The following is an 18,613-nucleotide window of genomic DNA, read 5'->3' as shown; positions in this document are numbered from 1 at the left end:
TAGACAGCGCATCCAGGCTGATTCCCGGCTTGAAGAAAGGTATCGAATATAAAGACGCCGCAACTCCGCTGACTTATGAAAGATTCACCCATAATACAGATGGAGCGAGCTCCGCATGGAGTTGGAACCCTAAGAAGAAGTTCTATAAAAACACCATGAGCGTGAATATAGAAACACCGGTCAAAAACCTTTACATCGGCTCCTGCTGGGCGATGCAGATCGGTGGTGTGCCCGGCGCCCTTGCAGCAGCTTATCAGTGTACCAAAAAGATAAAGTGAACGGCACACGGTTTTTGTTTCTACCGTATACCGGATTAGGAGGATGCTTCATAAGCAATCCTTCCTGGACAAAGGTATCACTGGACAGGTTAGAGAATGGAGGGTTACCATTGACCAGAACCGTAGATGCCCAGTCCACGGACCTTGGGATGGGCACAGTAATGACCCATAGAGCTTCCGGCAAGTATGCTGAAGAAGCACTAAGAGCTGTCGGTAATGAAGCTGTACGGCTAGAAGAGCTGTTGAGCCGCTTTAGGCCCGGAAGCGAGATAAGCAGGATCAACAGGTCAGCAGGTCTGAAAGGCGAAAAGCTGAGCGCTGATACCTATGAGATCCTGTCATGTGCTATTGAATTCTCAAGAACCTGCCAGGGCTTTTTTGATGTTACTGTTGGGCATTTAGTAAAGTTATGGGGCAGTTTTCAGAATACATCCAAACCTCCGGAGGAATTAAGAATAAAACAGATTCTGCCTTTGGTAGATTATACCGGCTTGGTCTTGGATCCCTGCGAAAAGGCTGCCAGGTTGCAAAAGGCGGGCCAGTCCGTTGACCTGGGGGGTATTGGTAAAGGGTTTGCAGGCGATAAGTTTTTGGAGGTATTTAAGAAATATGGCGTTTCCTCAGCTTTTACCAATATCGGAGGTAATGTAGTTACTTTGGGAACAAAGCCGGATGGCTCCCCGTGGCGTGTGGGTATCCAACATCCCAGGCTGGAAGACAGCTTAATGGGTTTTGTTTCTGTGGTTGACAAGGCAGTGGTAACATCTGGGGATTACCAGCGCTATTTCATTGACAGTAATGGAAAAAGGCATCATCATATCTTGGATCCGTCCACCGGATATCCGGCTGAATCAGGGTTGGTAAGCGTGACCATTGTCGCGGATAGCTCCACGGTTGCCGATGCCTTGTCCACCATCTTATTCGTAGCCGGGATGGGAAAAGGGCTTGGACTCCTAAGGCGATTCCCTGGAGCCGAAGCCATTATCGTGGACATGGGCTTACAGGTTTACGTTACGGAAGGCCTGAGAAACTGCTTTCAGGCCGGTGAAGGGATAAACGTAATGTTTTAGAGTAAATGGAGGGAAAATCAGAATGCTAATGATATGGAGAGGAAAGATCAGAATGTTAATAATCGTGTTGGGAATTGTTGTTATGGTACTTGGGGGAGCGTTACTCTTTACTGCAGGTGAACGGCGTGAAGGCAGAAATCTCCTTATTGCTGTCATGGATTTTAAGGATCTTAATGACGGGACTTATGTAGGAGAATATGAGGGTGGGCGGTTCAAATGGAGGGCCAATGAAGTTCAGGTTACAGTGTCCTCAGGCAAGGTTACGGATATTGAATTATTAAAGAATACCGAGAACCGGCCGGCTGAATTCACGAATGAGTTGTTCAATAGGGTAATGCAGTCCCAATCACTACAGGTGGACACCATCAGCGGTGCAACCATTACCTCTAAAGCCTATCTCAAGGCTGTAGAAAACGCGCTCGCTAAAAGTGCAAAATAAATGAGAAGTGAGATGTCGGCGCAACACAGGTTAAAGATTGATTTTCAGGCATCATTTCACAGTTTTTAGCCAAAAACAGGATGCATCTAAATTAACCAAACAATACACTAATGATTTTAAATAAACCTACACTGGAATGCCTTGGATGCAGATTAAGTCGTTGCGCAATGTGGTTGCCAGAGCTATGGTAAAATTAAACATTAAGCAGTAATCAATTCGAAAAAAGAGGCTTCGGAGGGGAAGAAGGTTTTCCGGTGGTATTGACCTTTAATGCGCCTGTTACAGTTAATGATGTTGTCTAAAGGAATATCAATAAAATCGAAAAACAATACTGATTTTTTATATGATTTAATAGTAAAGAATAAAGAAATTTATATTCCTGACATAATAAGAGATATTTATCACCAAGATACCTATCAAGATGCTTATAAAAAGTTAACTTGTTCAATGTGGAAGGTTAGAACCGACGCAAGTTAGATCTATACGTCGAATCTCACCAGGATTATTCCGGTTTTCACCTAACTTCTCAATATTAACAACAAAACCCTTGTGTATGTATCAAGGGTTTTTTCTTTTGTGAAATGATTTGAAATCAAGGAAGCCATGCAAATAATGCCAAAAGTAATCCTTGGTTTTTATTTAGCCATCTTTTCTAGTCTGGCAATCCTGGAAACAAGATAGCCTGTGTCTATCTCAATACTACCGGAGCAGAATACAGCTTACTCCGTCTGATCGGTAATAGGCTGTCCCGCCAGCCCATATAGCATCAAATCACATAATTCTTTCAGCAAATCCTTGTTGCTGTTCTTCAGTATTTCGGGCTGCTGAAATACATCTTGATACATTTTCAGATAAATCGTAGCCGCTTCAATAGAAATATCTTTGCGTATATACCCTTCCCTGCGGCCTTTTTCGATGAATTGGCCTACGATATATGAATATCTGTGTTTATAAAAATCATCCGCCAGCTTCTTTATCTCCGGATCGGTATTAAACAATACTCTTAGAGTATCCAGATTGATGTGATCAATGAAATCATAATTCATTGATACGGCACGCTTCACCAATTCAGGAAAGGGCAGGTTGGTTTCCCAGAGTTCTTTTCTTGCTTGCCAGCCGCTTTCCAGGAGGTTTTTGGTTGTATCCTTCATCAGACCTTCCTTGCTCCCGAAATAATTATAGATACTGGCCGGTGCAACTCCTGCCTTTTGAGCGATTTCATTGATACTGGTTTTATCTGTACCGTACGCACAAAAAAGCTCTAAAGCGGCAGTGCGTATTTTATCTTTTTTTAACTCTGTCCTACGTTCATATCCGTTCATGTATTTTCACCCCAGCTTAATCATACTAAAAGTTTTATAATGAATCAATATAAAATATATAAAACTTGTTGACGAAAGCTCCATGCTTAGATATATTATAGATATATTATAATAACTTATTATAATATATATAAATTTGGAGGACTGTACATGAATGTGATTCATATTCAAAAGCTGACCAAGTCCTTTGGTACGACCCAGGCATTAAAAGGAATTGATCTCACGGTAATGCAAGGGGAAGTACACGGGTTTATTGGACCCAACGGCGCCGGAAAATCTACGACTATTCGCATCCTGCTGGGGATTTTGCGAAAAACATCGGGAGAAATTTCACTGCTTGGCGGAGATCCCTGGCTGGATGCTGTGGAACTGCATCGCCGGCTTCTTTATGTCCCCGGTGATGTTACTCTGTGGCCCGATCTATCCGGAGGTGAAATCATTGACCTTCTTGGGCGGCTGCATGGAGGGCTTAACGTTTCTCGCAAGAAACAACTGCTGGAACGCTTTCAGCTTGATCCAACCAAAAAGAGCGGAACCTATTCCAAAGGAAACCGGCAGAAGGTAGCTTTGGTGGCAGCCTTTTCCTGTGAAGCGGAATTGTATCTTTTGGATGAGCCTACCTCGGGGCTTGACCCCTTGATGGAAGTGATCTTTCAGGAATACGTGGCGGAATTAAAAAAAGACGGCAAGACCGTGCTCCTGTCAAGCCATATCCTGTCGGAGGTGGAGAGTCTTTGCGACCGGGTAAGCATTATCCGGCAAGGGAAGATCGTAGAATCGGGAACTTTGTCCCAACTTCGGCATCTTACCCGTACCACCGTTAACGTGGAGACCGGCAGCGCTGCTATCGAATTAGAAAAAATGTCTGGAGTTCATGATGTGTCACAAGACGGGTTGAAGTACCGTTTTTCTGTAGACTCCGATGCCCTGACGGAGGCGATGGAGGCGCTGCTGCCGCTGGGGATCAAATCTTTGACGGCTGAACCGCCCAGCTTGGAGGATCTGTTCAGGCGCCATTATGGCGACGATATTCGTGAAAAAGGAGAAATTTAGAGATGAAAACCAGGGATTTTGCGGGCATTGGAACACTTTTCAGGCTGTTTCTGCGCCGGGATCGGTTCTTGCTGCCCCTCTGGCTATTCCTTCCTGTAATTCTGGGTTTGGTAACGGCAGCTACTTTTAGCGCCATGGCCAGCCAGGGACTGCAGAGCGTTCTGACTGAATTTGATAAAGATCCATTGATTTCTGCGCTTCTTGGCCCGGTCATGTCCTTTGACCTTTCAGGAGCTATCGTATGGCGAGGCACTTCACAACTCGCCCTTGTCTTGGGGATCGGCAGCCTGTTTACCTTGATCCGGCACACTCGTGCCGATGAAGAGACCGGCCGCAGCGAGTTGATTCGTGCCTATGTAGTAGGCCCTTATGCCAGTCTGACTGCTGCGTTGCTTCTGGCCGGTGTTGGAAACCTGGCGGCAGGCGTGCTGATCGCCTTGAGTATCATTGCCCTTGGGGGGGCTGCAGGCGGTTCCTTTCTGTTTGGCGCGACCATGTCGGCCGTTGGGTGTTTTTTTGCCGGAATAGGCGCTTTAGGTGTTCAGCTCCGGGAAAACAGCGGAACTGCGCGAGGCATTGGTGTCGCAGCTTTGGGCTTGGGAATCGCGATGGCGATTTTGAATAACTTCGGAGGCGGCGATACCTTATTAAGATGGATTACTCCCATGGCATGGCAGCGGGTGACCCAACCATTTGCCGGCAATCATGGCTGGAGCCTGGTGTATTTTGCTGCCTTTGCGGCTGTACCCGCCGTTATTGCCTATGTACTTTCTGCTCGCAGAGATCTGGGGGCAGGTGTTCTTTTGGCCCGTTCCGGGCCCCCGGAAGCAGCTCCCCATCTTTCCAGTCCTTTGGCGCTGGCTTGGAGGCTGCAGAAGAGAAGTTTTATCGGCTGGCTGGTGGGGGCAGGATTGTATATTGTTGTGTTTGCGGCCATCTCTCCCGGTTTATCCAATGCCGGTGGAATGAGTGATTGGCTGTCGAACCTGGGCGGCACAAGTTGGTCTGATGAGGTGGGTTTGGGCTATGTCTTTATTAGTATCAGCTTCTATCTGATATCACTTTTTGTGGCTGTCTATGCCATGACCGCTGTATTGCGTCTGCAAATAGAAGAAAATGAAGGCCGAGCAGAGATGCTGCTGGATAAGCAGGTCAGTCGGGTTCGCTGGATGAGCAGCCATTTAACTGTAGCCTCTTTATGTTCTGCTGCCTTGCTGGTAGCCATGGGCATTGCCGGGGGGCTGGTTTATGGACTTGCGACCGGCGATCTAAGCCATGAATTTTGGCATATTTTTAGCATGAACGTTTCAAAAATCCCACCCGTATGGATACTGTTGGGTGTAACAGCTTTATTGTATGGCTTATGGCCTCGCATAACAGCACTGGGATGGGTGGTTTGGTTATCGTTTAGTATATTGGAGCTTGCCTGGGAAGCGCAGATCATTGATTGGTCACTGATGCGTGTTTCTCCCTTCTCTTATGCTCACTATACCATTAATATTTCAAATCTGCCGCTGCTTCCGTTGTTCTGGCTGCTTTGCCTTTCAGTTATACTGACAGGGCTCGGATTGTTTGGGTTTAGGAATAGAGATGTTTTAACAAAAGCATAAACGATTTAAGCGGGTGTTAATTTTGGTTACAATCTACGTTAGATGCCAGTCGTACCATATAAAAACGCGAAAGCCTTGCTAAGCAAGGCTTTTTTCGTATGCAACTACGGTTTGGATTTCCCGCCAAGAGCGATCTGGAGCGAGCGTGCTTGCGTTGCAGTATCAAGAAAACGATGGGGAACTATTAAAAAACATTATCTTGCCGTTCTTTTATATAATTATTTGTTATTGGATTAATGATAAATACTCATGTTAGAATGAAGAATGGTTTTAAGGGTGATTCTATTCGTCTTGGGAAGTAGTTGAGGATACTAGTGAGTGACGCATATCAGGATGCTTGCGAGGACGTACGCAGCAAAGCGATGACGTATTTTAGCCAGGGCTATAATTGCGCACAGGCAGTGGCGATGAGCACCGTGGAGATGCTTAAAGGGCAAACCGACGGCATAATACAACTGGCTGCAGGTTTTGGTCGCGGCATGAGCGCCGGTTGCGCCTGCGGCGCTTTAACAGGAGGCGTTATGGCTATCAGTCTGCTGCTTGCAAATCCCGATACCAAGGGTTTTGATAAGGAGATATCAGAAACTGCGGCAAAACTGCATCAGCGGTTTGTCAATGAATTTGGCCAGGCCTGCTGCAGCGGGCTCAGGAAAAAGTTATCTCCTTTTAAAAATGCCCGGTGCAAGGAAATAACCGGTACAACAGCCGCTATGACTATGGAATTAGTTTTAGCCGCAAAGATAAAAAAGTCAACGCCTGTCTGAGTACAGCCTCTTTAGGTCTGCCGGGCTGGTTCCTAGAAGATAAAGGACCTTAATTTTATGCATCAGCCATGTGGTCCTCCACTTGCCGTGGATTAACCAGCGCCTGGCCGAAGTTTTGACGGGACCGGGAAGAAGCACAGTTTTCCCGATCTTTTTCATGCTCAAGGAGAACTCCCAATCTTCCAATAAATCAATAAGCGGGAAGCCGCCGATTTGCCGGAAACAATCCCGCCGCACGAAGATAGTCTGATCGCCGAAATATACGCCCGTGACAGCGGCCCTCAGATTTGAACCGAGGGTGGTCAGGTAGAAAAACAACCCCGGGTGATCTATTTTCATTTTAAAGGCGCCCCCGACGACTCTGCTGTCGGACAATGCCAGCTCAAGTTGTTGGATGAAGTCATTTGGCAGGCGGGTGTCGCTGTGCAGGAAAAGAAGTACCTCTCCGCCGGCCAGCTGAGCGCCGTCATTCATCTGACTTGCCCTGCCCCGGGGAGCCTGTATAAGGGAAAAATCCCGGCTGACCAAATTGGCTGTTCCGTCAGTGCTCGCGTCCGCAATAATGACCTCTATCAGGTTGCTCCAGGGGCGCAGGTGTTCAAGGGTTCCCTCAATGGTTGCGGACTCATTATAAGTTGGAATGATTACGCTTATTAAAGGATGCTTTGTCTTAATCATAAAAATTTAAGTTCTTTATATCCTTTACTAATCCTTCAAATACTGGCGAGAGAATGGTGAAAAATGCTTAAACCGGCGCTGGCAATCATGTCCAGGGCGCCTTCCAAAGAAGGTAAGAGCCGCCTGGGCGCGGTGCTGTCACCCGCTCAGCGGGAAGCCCTGCAGTGGGCTTTTCTGGAAGATACATTGGATAAAGTAAGTAGACTGACAGAATTTGAGCGCTATCTGGCTGTAACTCCTTCCGGCGATCTCAACAAGTTGGCTAAAAAGCTGGAATTTGGCGGGCGGGTCATGCCCCAGTCTGGTGGAAACCTGGGACAGCGTATGCATGACATAGCTGAAAGATTGTTTTTAACCGGTCACGCCCCTGTCATTTTAATCGGGACGGATGTACCGGCTTTGCCGCCTTCTTATTTACAAAAAGCTCTTTATTTGCTGGAGCAAAGCGATTTGGTTTTTGGACCGGCGCTCGACGGCGGTTATTGCCTTATTGGAATGAGATACTTTGAGGGCAGGGTTTTTGACGGTATCAGCTGGGGTTCGGAAAAAGTATTGGAAGAAACTCTAAAAATATGTGAAGAGAACAAATTGTCCTATGGACTTCTGGAATGCTTGATGGATATTGACCGCCCGGGTGACCTCCTGGCTTTGATGAGACAGTATGAAAATAAAAAAATAGATATTGAGTTAATTCCGGCAAGGACCATCCGGTTTCTAAAATCTATCGAAATACGCAACTTATTATATGAAGAGCATTGAACAATTCTATTTATTCAGGGACTATTGAATAACATTCAACGGGAGATTGGCATTGTGAATTTGCCTAATAGCCTGACTGTCGCCAGATTAATAATGATTCCGGTATTCTTGCTGGCAGCCTCAATGAAATGTCATTACGCTGATTATATTGCCGCCGGCATTTTTATCACTGCTGCAATAACCGACGGCCTGGATGGGTACCTTGCGAGAAAAAAGAATCAAACAACATTACTGGGCCAATTTTTAGACCCTGTTGCCGATAAAATCCTTGTTGCCGCGGCTCTTATTATCCTGGTGGAGATAGGGAGGATACCCGGGTGGATAGCTATTATTATTGTCAGCAGGGAAATTGCCGTTACCGGATTAAGAACTGTCGCAGCAGCGCAAGGGATCGTCATCGCGGCCAGTTGTCTTGGAAAAATTAAGACAGTAACGCAAATTATAGCTATTAGCGCCTTTCTCTTGGATAATTTTCCTTTCTATTTGATAAATTTCCCCTTTGCTTATGTTGCCTTGACATTTGCAATGGTTTTTACGCTTTGGTCAGGCGTGGATTATTATTTGGCATTCAGGCTTGCAACAAAAGCAAGATAGCTGAAAGACCAAGAACCCGCTCCAGCAACTATATGATAAAGATTCATTATATGGATAATAGAGACTAATTAATAAGTTCTATTGGATTTAAGAATACTAAATTGCTATACTTTATATGTTCTTAGGTGATCATGGAAATTATTTATATATTATATAAATGAAGTGATTATGCCGTGTCGAAGAAAAGTTTAATTCTTCTGATTAAGATCGTTGTGTCTGGTTTGTTATTGAGCTGGTTAATTTACAGTTTTGATTGGATTGCTGTGCGGGACATTTTCCTGACTGCAGAGCCGGGTTGGCTTATCTTAGCCGGGGTATTCATCGTTATCTCAATGGTTGTAAGTGTCGAAAAATGGTCACGGATATTAAGGGCAGAGGGCATCAATCTGCCCTGGTTTCAACTGTGGAAAGTATACTGGATCGGGATTTTCTTCAACAACTTTCTCCCCTCCAGTATCGGTGGCGACGGGATCAGAATTCTTTTGACCGGCCGTAACATTTCCAATATTGCAGGCGCGGCTTCTTCCGTCATAATCGAGCGCTTACTGGCTACCGTGGGGCTAGCCCTGACCGGTTTAGTTGTGTTCCCAATAACGGACTCCAACTGGCATGTGGGTTGGCTTTTTATGATGCTCATAATTGTGGCGGCAGGATTATTATTCTTTTTAATGATGGGGCGAATTCCCGCCTGGGCCGCTGAAAGAGGTGGCAAATTAAGCGGCTTTGCGCGTGGCTTTCTCTCACATGGTCATGCTTTACGCGGCCAGAAAAAGATGATTATCACGGTATTGTGCCTGTCAGTGCTGTTCCAGCTTACAGTGGTAGCTGTAAACTATGCTGTTTTTAGAGGCCTTCATATTGACTTATTAAGCTGGTGGGACCTGGTTTATATAATACCTGCGATTTCAGCAATAGCCATGGTCCCTATCGGGATTAACGGGTATGGGATACGCGAAGGCGCCTACGTGTTGCTGCTGGACTCCTATGGGGTGGCAGGGAGCGTGGCTCTGGGGGCATCCCTTCTTTTTGCGGTAATGGTAAGCTTCTGCAGCCTTTATGGGGGCATTTTATGGCTTGCTAACAGGGGAATGGCTGTGGATAGGCAGTGTATATCTTGAGACTTTTGCGAAAAAGGGTGGCGTAATGAATAAGAGGGTTAAAAAAATTATTGATAAGTCGTATAACGGCGCCCTCCTGGGGAGCCAGGAAATCAGGGAACTATTAGAGCTTGACATATGTTCGGAAGAGTCCTTTTACCTTGCTTTCAAAGCCCGTCAGATGAGCGAGGAGGCCTGTGCGGGTAAGGCGGAAATACATGGCCAGGTAGGGGTGAACAGCGGGCCCTGCAGCTGTAATTGCGCTTTTTGTTCCTTTGCAGCCGGCAATAAAATTTTTAATACCCAGCGGATAGAGTCTTTGGAATTCATTCTTCAACAGGCTCTCGACCTGGAAGAAGCGGGCGCTAATGCCATCTACCTCATGGCCACAGCCCATTTGAACTTCCAAAGTTTCCTGGAGATGGGGCAAGCAGTCCGGCGGGAACTGCGGACAGGTGTGCCGTTAATCGCCAATATTGCCGATTTCTCATATGATGAGGCAGTTGCTTTGCGCAAAGCGGGCTTTACCGGGGTTTATCATGCAGCCCGCCTGGGTGAAGGAAAGGTTACCCGCATTGAACTCAAAGACAGACTCCAGACCTTCGAGGCCGCCGGCAAAGCAGGTCTTATTTTGGGAACGTGTGTGGAACCCATCGGACCTGAACACAGCCATGAGGAAATAGTGGAGAAAATGATCGTAGCCAGGGAAGCAAAGCCCGGATTCAGCGGGGCAATGCGTCGTGTTACTATCCCGGGAACAAGCTTAAGCGCGCACGGTATGTTAGGTGAGACGCGTATGGCCCATATTGTGGCGGCAGTTCGCCTGGCGACACCAAGAGAGATACCAGGTAACTGTACCCATGAACCTAACGTGATGGGGGCGGTGGCAGGGGCCAATCTTCTCTGGGCTGAAGCAGGCAGCAACCCGCGTGATGTAGTTGACAATACGGAGAAGAGCCGCGGTTATGACGTGGGAAAATGCAGAGAAATCCTCGTGGATGCCGGCTGGCAGGTTTTAGACGGTCCGTCCAAGTTCTTCAGCGCTAAATAATACAAGGCTTGAATCGGAGTAAGGAGGTGATTGTATATGAAAAACATATTTCGCGGATATCTAGGGAAATTATTGTTGTTGGTTATTCTTGGCTGCTTATATTATTTTGTCCCATTCATCAGGGTTAACGTCAACCAGGCGATCTTTGTTTTAAGCAATGTGGATGTGGCTCTGGCCCGCGACTATATTTTGGGTTTTGGCGTCTGGGCGCCAATTACCTCTTTTCTCTTGATGGTCCTTCAGTCTATCGCGGCGCCCCTGCCGGCGTTCATTATTACTTTTGCGAATGCCGGTATCTTCGGGTGGGTTAACGGAGCGATTCTTTCGTGGTCAAGCGCGATGGCCGGAGCAGTAATATGTTTTTTTATTGCCAGGTACCTGGGAAGGGATACGGTAGTAAAATTCACTTCCAACAAAGCGCTTAAGAGCATAGATGATTTTTTCAAGCATTACGGCAAATATGCCATTCTTATTGCGCGACTCTTACCGTTTATCTCTTTTGATATAGTTAGTTATGCTGCCGGTTTGACTTCTATGGGTTTTTGGCCGTTTTTTATCGCTACCGGAATCGGTCAATTGCCGGCGACAATTGTTTATTCCTATGTCGGGGGCATGCTTACAGGTGGAGTCAGGACTATGGTTTTTGGCCTCTTGATACTCTTTGCCCTGAGCGCGTTGATTGTACTGATAAAGAATGTCTGGAAAGATAAAAAAATAAAGGAGGGAAAGGCTTTTGTGGAAGAAATTTAAGTACAAGCAGTTGCTGGTTGGACTTATTGCCATGGGGCTCGTTTTGGGAGCCAGTGGCTGCGGAAAACAGCCGGCGCCTGTAGACAAGCAAGATCAAAAGGAGTTTGACATCTCGGTTTATCAGAACAATGATTTTCTTATGACTCCTCAAAAGTTGCAAGCAATGTTGGGGAGTGAGGATCTGGTCCTTATAGACTGCAACAAACCGGATGTCTATGCAGCAGGACATATTCCCGGCGCCATCGGTATCGGGATCAATGCTTTTTCGGATACATCCGGTAAAATAGGCGATCCGGGCTGGGGAACTATAAAAAACAAGGAGGATTTGCAAAAGAAGCTGGAATCCCTTGGGATTGATAACAAAAAGACAGTTGTATTTTACTCTGATGTCTTTAAGGGGCCGGGCGCTGACGGCAGGGCGGTCTGGCAGTTAAAGCTGGCCGGGATGGATAATGTGAAGATGCTGGTAGGAGGTTTATCCTACTGGAGGGAAATGGGCTATGAGGTGACTAAAGAAGCGGCACAGCCAAAGCCTGTCACCGGAGTTATCCTGAAAGATTACGATCAGAACTATATTGCGACAAAGGATTATGTATTCAATAATTTAGACAAGCAAGTACTGCTGGATGTCAGAACAGAAGGAGAATTTAAAGGCTCACAGAATGCCGGGGAGCCGCGGGGAGGACACATCAAAGGGGCTGTAAATTTACTGTGGTTGGAATTATTGAACAAAGACGGTACCATAAAGACCCCTGAAGAGATCAAAACTCTCATGGCTTCCTATAATATAAAGTCGGCTGATGATTTTATTGTTTACTGAACTATGGGCATCAGATCTGGATATGCATCCATGATCCTCAGGGCAGTTGGCTTTGAGAAAGTAAGAAACTATGAAGCCTCCATCTATGAGTGGGGCGGGGATTCAAGTATGCCGATGGAAAAATAGCAATAGTGACAGAGTAATTACCGGCATGAATTATAAAAAAAAAGAGGCTTAAAGCAGGTTGCTTTAGGTCTCTTTTATTAAGATGGGGCGATTATTCTGTAAAACAGTTCCTTTGAAGGGCCTGGACCTGTTAATATTAAGAGCAATGGGATGCTGGTAGGAGGACTAATAAATGAAAATCGGAACCAGGATCATGAAAACAGGAATTGCAGTAATTATTACGATGTATTTATGTGAAATACTTAAATTAGAACCGGCAATTTTTGGGGCAGTATCAGCAGTAATCAACATGCAGCCATCCATTTATTTAACCTTGAAAACAGCAAAAGAGCAGATAGTTATACATATCCTGAGAGTGGGATTTGGGGTTGTATTTGGTTACTTGCTTGGCGGAAATCCGCTTGTTATGGGAGCGGTGACAGTCTGCATAATCGTTTTGTATACGAGGCTAAAACTGCAAAGCGGAATATTAATGGGTATCGTAGCGGCTATATTTGTTTTAAGCTCCCCGGCTAATAACTTTCTTGAACATGCTTTGCTTAGGTCTGCTGTTATTTTTATCGGCCTAATAGTTTCTTCGTTAATCAATATCATAATATTGCCGCCTAGATATGGCCACATGTTTGTTCAGAAACTGCATGAATATAATGAGAAATCGGCTGAATATTTTAGCCGGGCAGTACGTGATTTTGTAAGAATCGACGATGAAGAGATACCATTTCCCAGTGAAAAGAGGGCAGAGTTGCTGCGTTTAAATAAAGAATGCTTGGTTCTTGCGGAATACTACCGGAGTGAGAGGAAAAGCACCGGAGACGGCTATGATTTAATGAATTTAAACGATTGGTTTATTGTGGCGGAAAGGTTCTTAAACTATAGCGTCTCTCTCGTGGAAAAAGCCAACCAAATCTATGAAATATTGCCGGTTAGGCTTGAAAGGCGCATAAAGGCCGGTATGCCGCCCATTAGCGGCGAATACCATAATTTGTTAAACTTGCTCAATAGTGGCGCTGTGACGATAGAAAGGGTAAACACAAAGCTGCGTGGCTTAATTTGTGATAAAATTTCTGCAGAGCAGGAAGAAATCAGCGAAGAGCTTTGGGAAAAGTACAAAGATGCGATTGAAGAATGGCAGCCAAGACTGACCGGCAGCTATTACATACACGGTTTGATCGATATTTCTGTGGTAGCAATGGAAATCAGCGTGGTTGGCAAGGGAAGGCAAAAAGCTGTTGCAAGCAAGTCAACATAGTGATCAGGAAGCTAAATTATGAAAGATGACAGGTATAAAACTTTAAGAAGTCCTAATACGGCAGAAATCATTGTTAAAAAATCACGTTTTATAACATCAGCTTCTCCAGTAGATGACGAGGAAGAGGCCCTTCATTTTATCGGCAAAATTAAGAAGGCGCACGGCCAGGCCAATCATAATGTTTTTGCATACGTGATAAATGAACAAACACAGCGTTTCAGTGATGACGGTGAACCCAGTGGCACGGCAGGCAGGCCGGTATTGGATGTAATTAACCGTAAAGGTTTAGTAAAAGCCGTAATTGTCGTAACAAGATATTTTGGCGGGATCATGCTTGGCGCTGGTGGTCTGGTGCGGGCATATTCAGAGGCGGCAGTGAAGGGCATTGAGGCAGCAGGTGAAGTGGAAAGATTATTGTACCAGGAGCTCAACATAGCTTTGGATTACCATTGGGTGGGTGTGGTGAAACGGGAGGTTGAAAAGGCTGGAGGGAAAAACTTTTCTATGGAATATGGCGAGGAAGTTATATTGAAAGTTTTATTACGGCCAGAAGGTTTAGAAGCCCTATCAAAAAGGTTAACCGATCTTACCTCAGGGCAGGTTATTATAAAAATGGGTGGTTTCACTTATTATTAATCTAAAGAAGCAGTATAGGCGGCAACCTGAACTTCACGTAATACACGACGACCTGTCGGCCTTCTAACGTGAGTTTTTAATGATAAATACGCCGGTGTGCCTTACGCACTTATTACAATTCCCAACGGTGCAAGCTTTAAAGATATGGTTGCCTTAAAGGGTAAAACAACCATGTGTGATGATATAAACAAAAAAATCATCGTGCCTATTGCGGATGCCAACAAGTTAACCAATATGCCCGACTTTAATGATGTAACCAAGTTTGGTAGCGGCAAGGAGATGGTTGACCCCTGACCAACCTGATCGCCATATTTGAACGTAAAGAACTGGCTTTTAGTAAATACTGCGCTGATGGTGATGATATTCTGGGCGATGCCTACGAATATCTGATGCGCCACTTTGCCACCGAAAGTGGAAAGAGCAAGGTTCAATTTTATACTCCCACATTGAAAATAGTGTCAGAAGTAAGATTATTAAGGAGCATTTAATCCGATAAAGCATGAAAACTGGATTATTAAGAAAGTATATTTTGCGATAGGATAATCTTGAGGTGGTACTGGAGCAGTTCAGGGGTATTAAACAGATGTTGGGAATTGGGTTAAGTTTTTTGAGAATTTTTTTGGGTCATGGAGGAAAATTATTACACGCTAGCGAAAATATCACCTAATAATGGGTGATATCAACTTTGTCACCTCAGGGGGGGGAATAACATGAAAAGAATTACAGTAGTTACAGCAGATATAATTAATTCGAAGAAAAATACAGAGTTTTTAGATGCCACGATTGAACGCTTGAAATTTTTAAAGCGGCCTTCAATAATTACCCCCTTCTCTGTATCCAGAGGTGATGAAATTCAAGGCGTCATAGAGGGATGGTTGAAATATCCTGAGATAATAAGATACCTCAGATATTTTTGTCGCCCACTTCAGATAAGAGTTGGAATAGGTATTGGATTTATAGAAGAGGAACTAATTCGGGACGATTCCTGGAAAATGAATGGTAATGCTTTCTACCTGGCTAGGGCAGCCCTCGAAGACGTTGAAAAAATTAAAGGCGCCTTAACCATCACGAAAACTGGAACTAACGAATTTGATGCTTTTATTAATTGTATATGGCTATTAATTGATACAGTTCAAAAGAAATGGACTGTAAAACAATGGGAAGCTGTGAATGAATATGAACAGAGTGGTACTTATGAAGAAGCCTCGAAGGCTCTAGGTATTTCTATGCAGAATGTGGAAAAACGTTGCAGGGCAGCTCAGTGGAAACAGCTAAAACATGCTGAAAAAACATTATCGAAGGCGCAAGCTTATCTAGAAAAATTTCACCCTGCAACGGGATAAATTAATGGTTTCACCGTCTACAAGGCGAAAGGTCTGGTGGTTTTATGACTTTTTTATACATGTTATTTTTAGCACATGTTCTGGCTGATTTTTTATTTCAAACCGATCGTATTGTTGAAGAAAAAAGTCAGTTACTATGGAAAGGATTTATAAAACACGGGATAGCTTTATTTATCTGTTCTTTTCTTGCCGTTCACTTTTATGGCCTAAAGCTAGCATTATATCTTTCATTGCTAATTACTTTGTTTCACTTACTAATCGATTTTTCAAAAAACTATTTATATTCTAAAGTTAAGAAAAAGGAGTTATGGTTTAGTCCGGTTATATTTATTGTTGACCAAATTATCCATTTATATATGGTGATTTTATTTATTGACTTATTTGACTTTAATATTGAGCCAAATATTTTGGGTTTTTATTCTTGGCTGTTTCCCTTGGAGATAGGCATTAATCAAAAAGAATATATGCTAAGAATATTTCCTATCAATAAATGCCTAATTACTGTCATTGCATATTTATATATAACACTTGGTGGCGCTATTTTAACTAGGATGGTAATTGACTGGATATTTCCAAAGAAAAATCAAGGTGTTATAGATGGTTGTTTAATAATCAAACCTTCCAATCATATTGGAAAATATATTGGAATATTTGAAAGAACAATAATTTTAACATTAGTGCTCTATGGATCGTATTCAGCAGTAGCTTTTGTTCTTACTGCAAAATCCATTGCCAGGTTTAACGAACTCAAAAACAAAGATTTTGCAGAATACTATTTAATTGGTACTCTAGTTAGTTTATTGATAGCAATAGGAGGAGGTTTATTGCTTCAAAGCATTTTGCCAGTTTTCGATTATGAATACTTATCTTAGAACTCCTCACCGGAGTTATGGGTGAGGCTTTTGCTCTCATTACTTAATCTTACTGCATTTTTGTGACTTAAGCATCTCTGCCGCCATCTCACGGAGTTTAAGCTTGTGCACCTTACCGCTGGTTGTATAAGGATAGTCTTCCACAAAAACCACATATTTTGGAATTTTCCAGCTGGCGATTTGGCCTTTGCAGAAATTCTGAACCGATTCAGGCGTGAGCGCGTATCCTTCCTGAACCCGAATAAAGGCCATCACTTCCTCGCCAAATTTTTCGCTGGGAACGCCAACGATTTGAACATCCTTGATCAAAGGGTGAATACGCAGGAATTCCTCCACCTCTTTGGGCAATATAGTTTCACCGCCACAAATAATAATATCTTTTAACCGGCAGATAATCTTGCAATACCCGTTTTCATCCATGACCCCAAGGTCCCTGGTATGCACCCAACCGTTACTGTCAATTTTAGACGCAGTGGCTTCGGGCATTTTATAGTACCCTTTGGTAATATTGTAGCCACGAGCCCAAATTTCACCATGCGCTCCCCGTGGTACTTCTTCTCCTGTTTTGGGATCAACGATTTTTACTTCTACTCCGGGCAGCGCCTGTCCCACGGTGGTTGCCCTTATCTCTATCGGATCGGATGTCCTGGTGCTGGTTATACATGGTGATGCTTCGGACTGCCCGTAAGCGGTAATGACCTCTGGCATATTCATTACTTTAGCTATTTTTTTTATAACATCAGGGGAACATCCATCGCCGGCAACCATCCCGGTCCGCAGGGAAGACACATCGTACTTACCCTTTTCCATCTCCTCCAGTTCCAGAATAAACATGGTCGGTACCCCGTGCAGTACCGTACAACGCTCTTTTTCAACTGTTTTCAGCACTTGCGCCGCGTCAAATATTTCAACAGGGACCATCACTGCCCCCGTAACAACACAGCACAAGTTGCTGGACACGGCGCCCTTGCAATGGAAGAATGGCACCGCTATACACATCCGGTCAGACGGACCGAGATTTAAACATTCGGCTTGTGCCCTGGCATTCTCAATAATGGCATGATGGGTCAGCATGACCCTTTTGGGACGACTGGTAGTACCGGAAGTAAAGACCATCACGACTGCATCGTCCGGGTCCAGGGTAGCGCTCCTGTCTTCCAGTTCTTCATCTGAAACATCTTCACCCGCTTTGAGCACATCATCCCAGGAAAACATCCCGGGATATTTATTGTTACCGATCATGATTACATTCTTCAAAAGAGGCAGTTTCTCAGATACCAGCTCGCCTGGCTTACATTCGCTTAATTCAGGGCATAGTTCATTGATAATACTCCTGAAATGAGAGTTTTTCGAACCTTCGATCATAATCAAGGTTGTTGCATCCGACTGCTTCAGCTGATACTCCAACTCTAATAATTCAAAGCCGTAATTAACTGCCACAAGCACTGCTCCAATCCTGGCGCTGCCAAACTGGGTAATTACCCACTCGGGCACGTTGGTAGCCCAAACGGCAATATGTTCGCCCTTCTTTATCCCCAGTTTTAACAGCCCTTTGGCAAATTGGTTGCAGAGCTCCCGAAACTCTTTGTAGGAATACTTCAAGCCACGGTCGGTGTAAATAAGAGCGTCATTATCAGGGTAGTGCATTGATGTTCGGTCAAGCAGTTCAGCCACTGTGGTTTTATCGAAAGCTCCCATAAGCCCACTCCCAAAAATAATTTACTTATTTATAGTAAACCTTATTCCCTGTCTTTAAACATAATAAAGTTCTTTGTGTAAAGTTCTTTATAAGGTGAGTAATATCCTTTAATTTCATCAAATTTTTTGCATATTGAGAAATATTTCACAAGGGCCGTTATATTGCATGAAAATAACACAGATGTTAATTCTTATAGCAACTTTATTTATCAATCAATCATTATTGATAATCAAGGGATAACGAAATTTGTTATTTATTCGTTAATGTCTCATTACATACTTGCACATTTAAATACACGTCAACATACCCCAAGCAGTCGTCTTTTGTTTTTGGATATTAATGCTTGTCGGCGGACCACAATTAACATTATTATATAGGCGAGAAAATGGTATTGTGTGGCAGA

At 44.2% G+C, this 18,613-nt stretch carries 20 protein-coding genes and 1 pseudogene; 18 read left to right on the top strand and 3 right to left on the bottom strand.

Annotated elements, in window-relative coordinates:
- The 3 genes and pseudogenes from Psfp_RS21335 to Psfp_RS13725 all read left to right on the top strand — a co-directional run.
- Positions 1-278 (top strand): annotated as a pseudogene (locus Psfp_RS21335) (hypothetical protein); the annotation flags it as partial.
- Between the two features lie 110 nt (positions 279-388).
- Positions 389-1,348: an FAD:protein FMN transferase gene (locus Psfp_RS13730; protein ID WP_243120650.1), complete on the top strand. Its 960-nt coding sequence runs from the start codon at positions 389-391 to the stop codon at positions 1,346-1,348.
- A gap of 22 nt (positions 1,349-1,370) precedes the next feature.
- Positions 1,371-1,787, top strand: coding sequence for an FMN-binding protein (locus Psfp_RS13725; protein WP_134219104.1), 417 nt, complete (start codon positions 1,371-1,373; stop codon positions 1,785-1,787).
- 719 nt (positions 1,788-2,506) lie between these two features.
- Here the strand turns inward: Psfp_RS13725 and Psfp_RS13720 are convergent.
- Positions 2,507-3,109: a TetR/AcrR family transcriptional regulator gene (locus Psfp_RS13720; RefSeq protein WP_134219103.1), complete on the bottom strand. Its 603-nt coding sequence runs from the start codon at positions 3,107-3,109 to the stop codon at positions 2,507-2,509.
- 150 nt (positions 3,110-3,259) lie between these two features.
- Between Psfp_RS13720 and Psfp_RS13715 the strand changes: the two genes are divergently transcribed.
- The 3 genes from Psfp_RS13715 (at position 3,260) to Psfp_RS13705 (ending at position 6,536) form a co-directional block, all read left to right on the top strand.
- Positions 3,260-4,162, top strand: coding sequence for an ABC transporter ATP-binding protein (locus Psfp_RS13715; RefSeq protein WP_134219102.1), 903 nt, complete (start codon positions 3,260-3,262; stop codon positions 4,160-4,162).
- 2 nt (positions 4,163-4,164) lie between these two features.
- Positions 4,165-5,772 carry a hypothetical protein gene (locus Psfp_RS13710; protein WP_134219101.1) on the top strand — a complete coding sequence of 536 codons (1,608 nt, stop codon included), beginning with the start codon at positions 4,165-4,167 and terminating at the stop codon, positions 5,770-5,772.
- 314 nt (positions 5,773-6,086) lie between these two features.
- The gene (locus tag Psfp_RS13705) at positions 6,087-6,536 is read left to right on the top strand and encodes a C-GCAxxG-C-C family protein (protein WP_243120649.1); all 450 of its coding nucleotides are present in this window, start codon (positions 6,087-6,089) and stop codon (positions 6,534-6,536) included.
- Here the strand turns inward: Psfp_RS13705 and Psfp_RS13700 are convergent.
- A complete protein-coding gene (locus Psfp_RS13700; RefSeq protein WP_134219100.1) occupies positions 6,522-7,214 on the bottom strand; it encodes a TIGR04283 family arsenosugar biosynthesis glycosyltransferase in 693 nt (230 codons plus the stop codon). The two genes, Psfp_RS13705 and Psfp_RS13700, sit on opposite strands and share 15 nt — an antisense overlap.
- Positions 7,215-7,277: 63 nt before the next feature.
- On the opposite strand from Psfp_RS13700, the gene Psfp_RS13695 reads away from it, so the two are divergent.
- From Psfp_RS13695 to Psfp_RS13645, 12 genes are all read left to right on the top strand, one after another.
- Positions 7,278-7,973: a TIGR04282 family arsenosugar biosynthesis glycosyltransferase gene (locus Psfp_RS13695; RefSeq protein WP_134219099.1), complete on the top strand. Its 696-nt coding sequence runs from the start codon at positions 7,278-7,280 to the stop codon at positions 7,971-7,973.
- A 54-nt stretch (positions 7,974-8,027) separates the two neighbouring features.
- A complete protein-coding gene (gene pgsA / locus Psfp_RS13690; RefSeq protein ID WP_134219098.1) occupies positions 8,028-8,567 on the top strand; it encodes a CDP-diacylglycerol--glycerol-3-phosphate 3-phosphatidyltransferase in 540 nt (179 codons plus the stop codon).
- Between the two features lie 173 nt (positions 8,568-8,740).
- Positions 8,741-9,685, top strand: a complete 945-nt coding sequence (locus Psfp_RS13685) for a lysylphosphatidylglycerol synthase transmembrane domain-containing protein (RefSeq protein WP_134219097.1) — start codon at positions 8,741-8,743, stop codon at positions 9,683-9,685.
- Positions 9,686-9,710: 25 nt separating this feature from the next.
- Positions 9,711-10,715, top strand: coding sequence for a radical SAM protein (locus Psfp_RS13680; protein ID WP_134219096.1), 1,005 nt, complete (start codon positions 9,711-9,713; stop codon positions 10,713-10,715).
- A 36-nt stretch (positions 10,716-10,751) separates the two neighbouring features.
- Positions 10,752-11,465 (top strand): TVP38/TMEM64 family protein, encoded by a 714-nt coding sequence (locus Psfp_RS13675; protein WP_134219095.1) that lies wholly within the window; start codon positions 10,752-10,754, stop codon positions 11,463-11,465.
- Positions 11,449-12,285 (top strand): rhodanese-like domain-containing protein, encoded by an 837-nt coding sequence (locus Psfp_RS13670; RefSeq protein ID WP_134219094.1) that lies wholly within the window; start codon positions 11,449-11,451, stop codon positions 12,283-12,285. The genes Psfp_RS13675 and Psfp_RS13670 overlap by 17 nt, the downstream gene beginning before the upstream one ends.
- A 298-nt stretch (positions 12,286-12,583) precedes the next feature.
- Positions 12,584-13,660, top strand: coding sequence for an aromatic acid exporter family protein (locus Psfp_RS13665; RefSeq protein WP_205079574.1), 1,077 nt, complete (start codon positions 12,584-12,586; stop codon positions 13,658-13,660).
- 18 nt (positions 13,661-13,678) lie between these two features.
- Positions 13,679-14,296 carry a YigZ family protein gene (locus tag Psfp_RS13660; RefSeq protein WP_134219093.1) on the top strand — a complete coding sequence of 206 codons (618 nt, stop codon included), beginning with the start codon at positions 13,679-13,681 and terminating at the stop codon, positions 14,294-14,296.
- A 96-nt stretch (positions 14,297-14,392) separates the two neighbouring features.
- Entirely contained in the window at positions 14,393-14,590 is a 198-nt protein-coding gene (locus tag Psfp_RS22290; RefSeq protein WP_243120648.1) for a hypothetical protein, read from the top strand.
- Between the two features lie 95 nt (positions 14,591-14,685).
- Positions 14,686-14,784, top strand: coding sequence for an SAM-dependent methyltransferase (locus tag Psfp_RS22285; RefSeq protein ID WP_243120647.1), 99 nt, complete (start codon positions 14,686-14,688; stop codon positions 14,782-14,784).
- Positions 14,785-15,006: 222 nt separating this feature from the next.
- A complete protein-coding gene (locus tag Psfp_RS13650) occupies positions 15,007-15,639 on the top strand; it encodes a SatD family protein (protein WP_134219092.1) in 633 nt (210 codons plus the stop codon).
- 44 nt (positions 15,640-15,683) lie between these two features.
- The gene (locus Psfp_RS13645; RefSeq protein ID WP_134219091.1) at positions 15,684-16,511 is read left to right on the top strand and encodes a DUF3307 domain-containing protein; all 828 of its coding nucleotides are present in this window, start codon (positions 15,684-15,686) and stop codon (positions 16,509-16,511) included.
- 39 nt (positions 16,512-16,550) lie between these two features.
- On the opposite strand, the gene Psfp_RS13640 is transcribed toward Psfp_RS13645, so the two are convergent.
- Positions 16,551-18,209 carry an AMP-binding protein gene (locus Psfp_RS13640; protein WP_134219090.1) on the bottom strand — a complete coding sequence of 553 codons (1,659 nt, stop codon included), beginning with the start codon at positions 18,207-18,209 and terminating at the stop codon, positions 16,551-16,553.
- Positions 18,210-18,613: the final 404 nt, after the last annotated feature.

The organism is Pelotomaculum sp. FP (genome assembly GCF_004369245.1).
Classification (GTDB): domain Bacteria; phylum Bacillota; class Desulfotomaculia; order Desulfotomaculales; family Pelotomaculaceae; genus Pelotomaculum_C; species Pelotomaculum_C schinkii.
This window is presented reverse-complemented; position numbering and strand designations above follow the sequence as displayed.

Bases quoted from the DNA above. Each gene is read 5' to 3' on its own strand.
- Psfp_RS22285 (WP_243120647.1), top strand. From the start codon at position 14,686: ATGCGCCACTTTGCCACCGAAAGTGGAAAGAGCAAGGTTCAATTTTAT.
- Psfp_RS13680 (WP_134219096.1), top strand. From the start codon at position 9,711: ATGAATAAGAGGGTTAAAAAAATTATTGATAAGTCGTATAACGGCGCC.
- Psfp_RS13695 (WP_134219099.1), top strand. From the start codon at position 7,278: ATGCTTAAACCGGCGCTGGCAATCATGTCCAGGGCGCCTTCCAAAGAA.
- Psfp_RS13640 (WP_134219090.1), bottom strand. From the start codon at position 18,209: ATGGGAGCTTTCGATAAAACCACAGTGGCTGAACTGCTTGACCGAACA.
- Psfp_RS13660 (WP_134219093.1), top strand. From the start codon at position 13,679: ATGAAAGATGACAGGTATAAAACTTTAAGAAGTCCTAATACGGCAGAA.
- Psfp_RS13645 (WP_134219091.1), top strand. From the start codon at position 15,684: ATGACTTTTTTATACATGTTATTTTTAGCACATGTTCTGGCTGATTTT.
- Psfp_RS13725 (WP_134219104.1), top strand. From the start codon at position 1,371: ATGCTAATGATATGGAGAGGAAAGATCAGAATGTTAATAATCGTGTTG.
- Psfp_RS13710 (WP_134219101.1), top strand. From the start codon at position 4,165: ATGAAAACCAGGGATTTTGCGGGCATTGGAACACTTTTCAGGCTGTTT.
- Psfp_RS13675 (WP_134219095.1), top strand. From the start codon at position 10,752: ATGAAAAACATATTTCGCGGATATCTAGGGAAATTATTGTTGTTGGTT.
- Psfp_RS13650 (WP_134219092.1), top strand. From the start codon at position 15,007: ATGAAAAGAATTACAGTAGTTACAGCAGATATAATTAATTCGAAGAAA.
- Psfp_RS13720 (WP_134219103.1), bottom strand. From the start codon at position 3,109: ATGAACGGATATGAACGTAGGACAGAGTTAAAAAAAGATAAAATACGC.
- Psfp_RS13715 (WP_134219102.1), top strand. From the start codon at position 3,260: ATGAATGTGATTCATATTCAAAAGCTGACCAAGTCCTTTGGTACGACC.
- Psfp_RS13700 (WP_134219100.1), bottom strand. From the start codon at position 7,214: ATGATTAAGACAAAGCATCCTTTAATAAGCGTAATCATTCCAACTTAT.
- Psfp_RS13665 (WP_205079574.1), top strand. From the start codon at position 12,584: ATGAAAATCGGAACCAGGATCATGAAAACAGGAATTGCAGTAATTATT.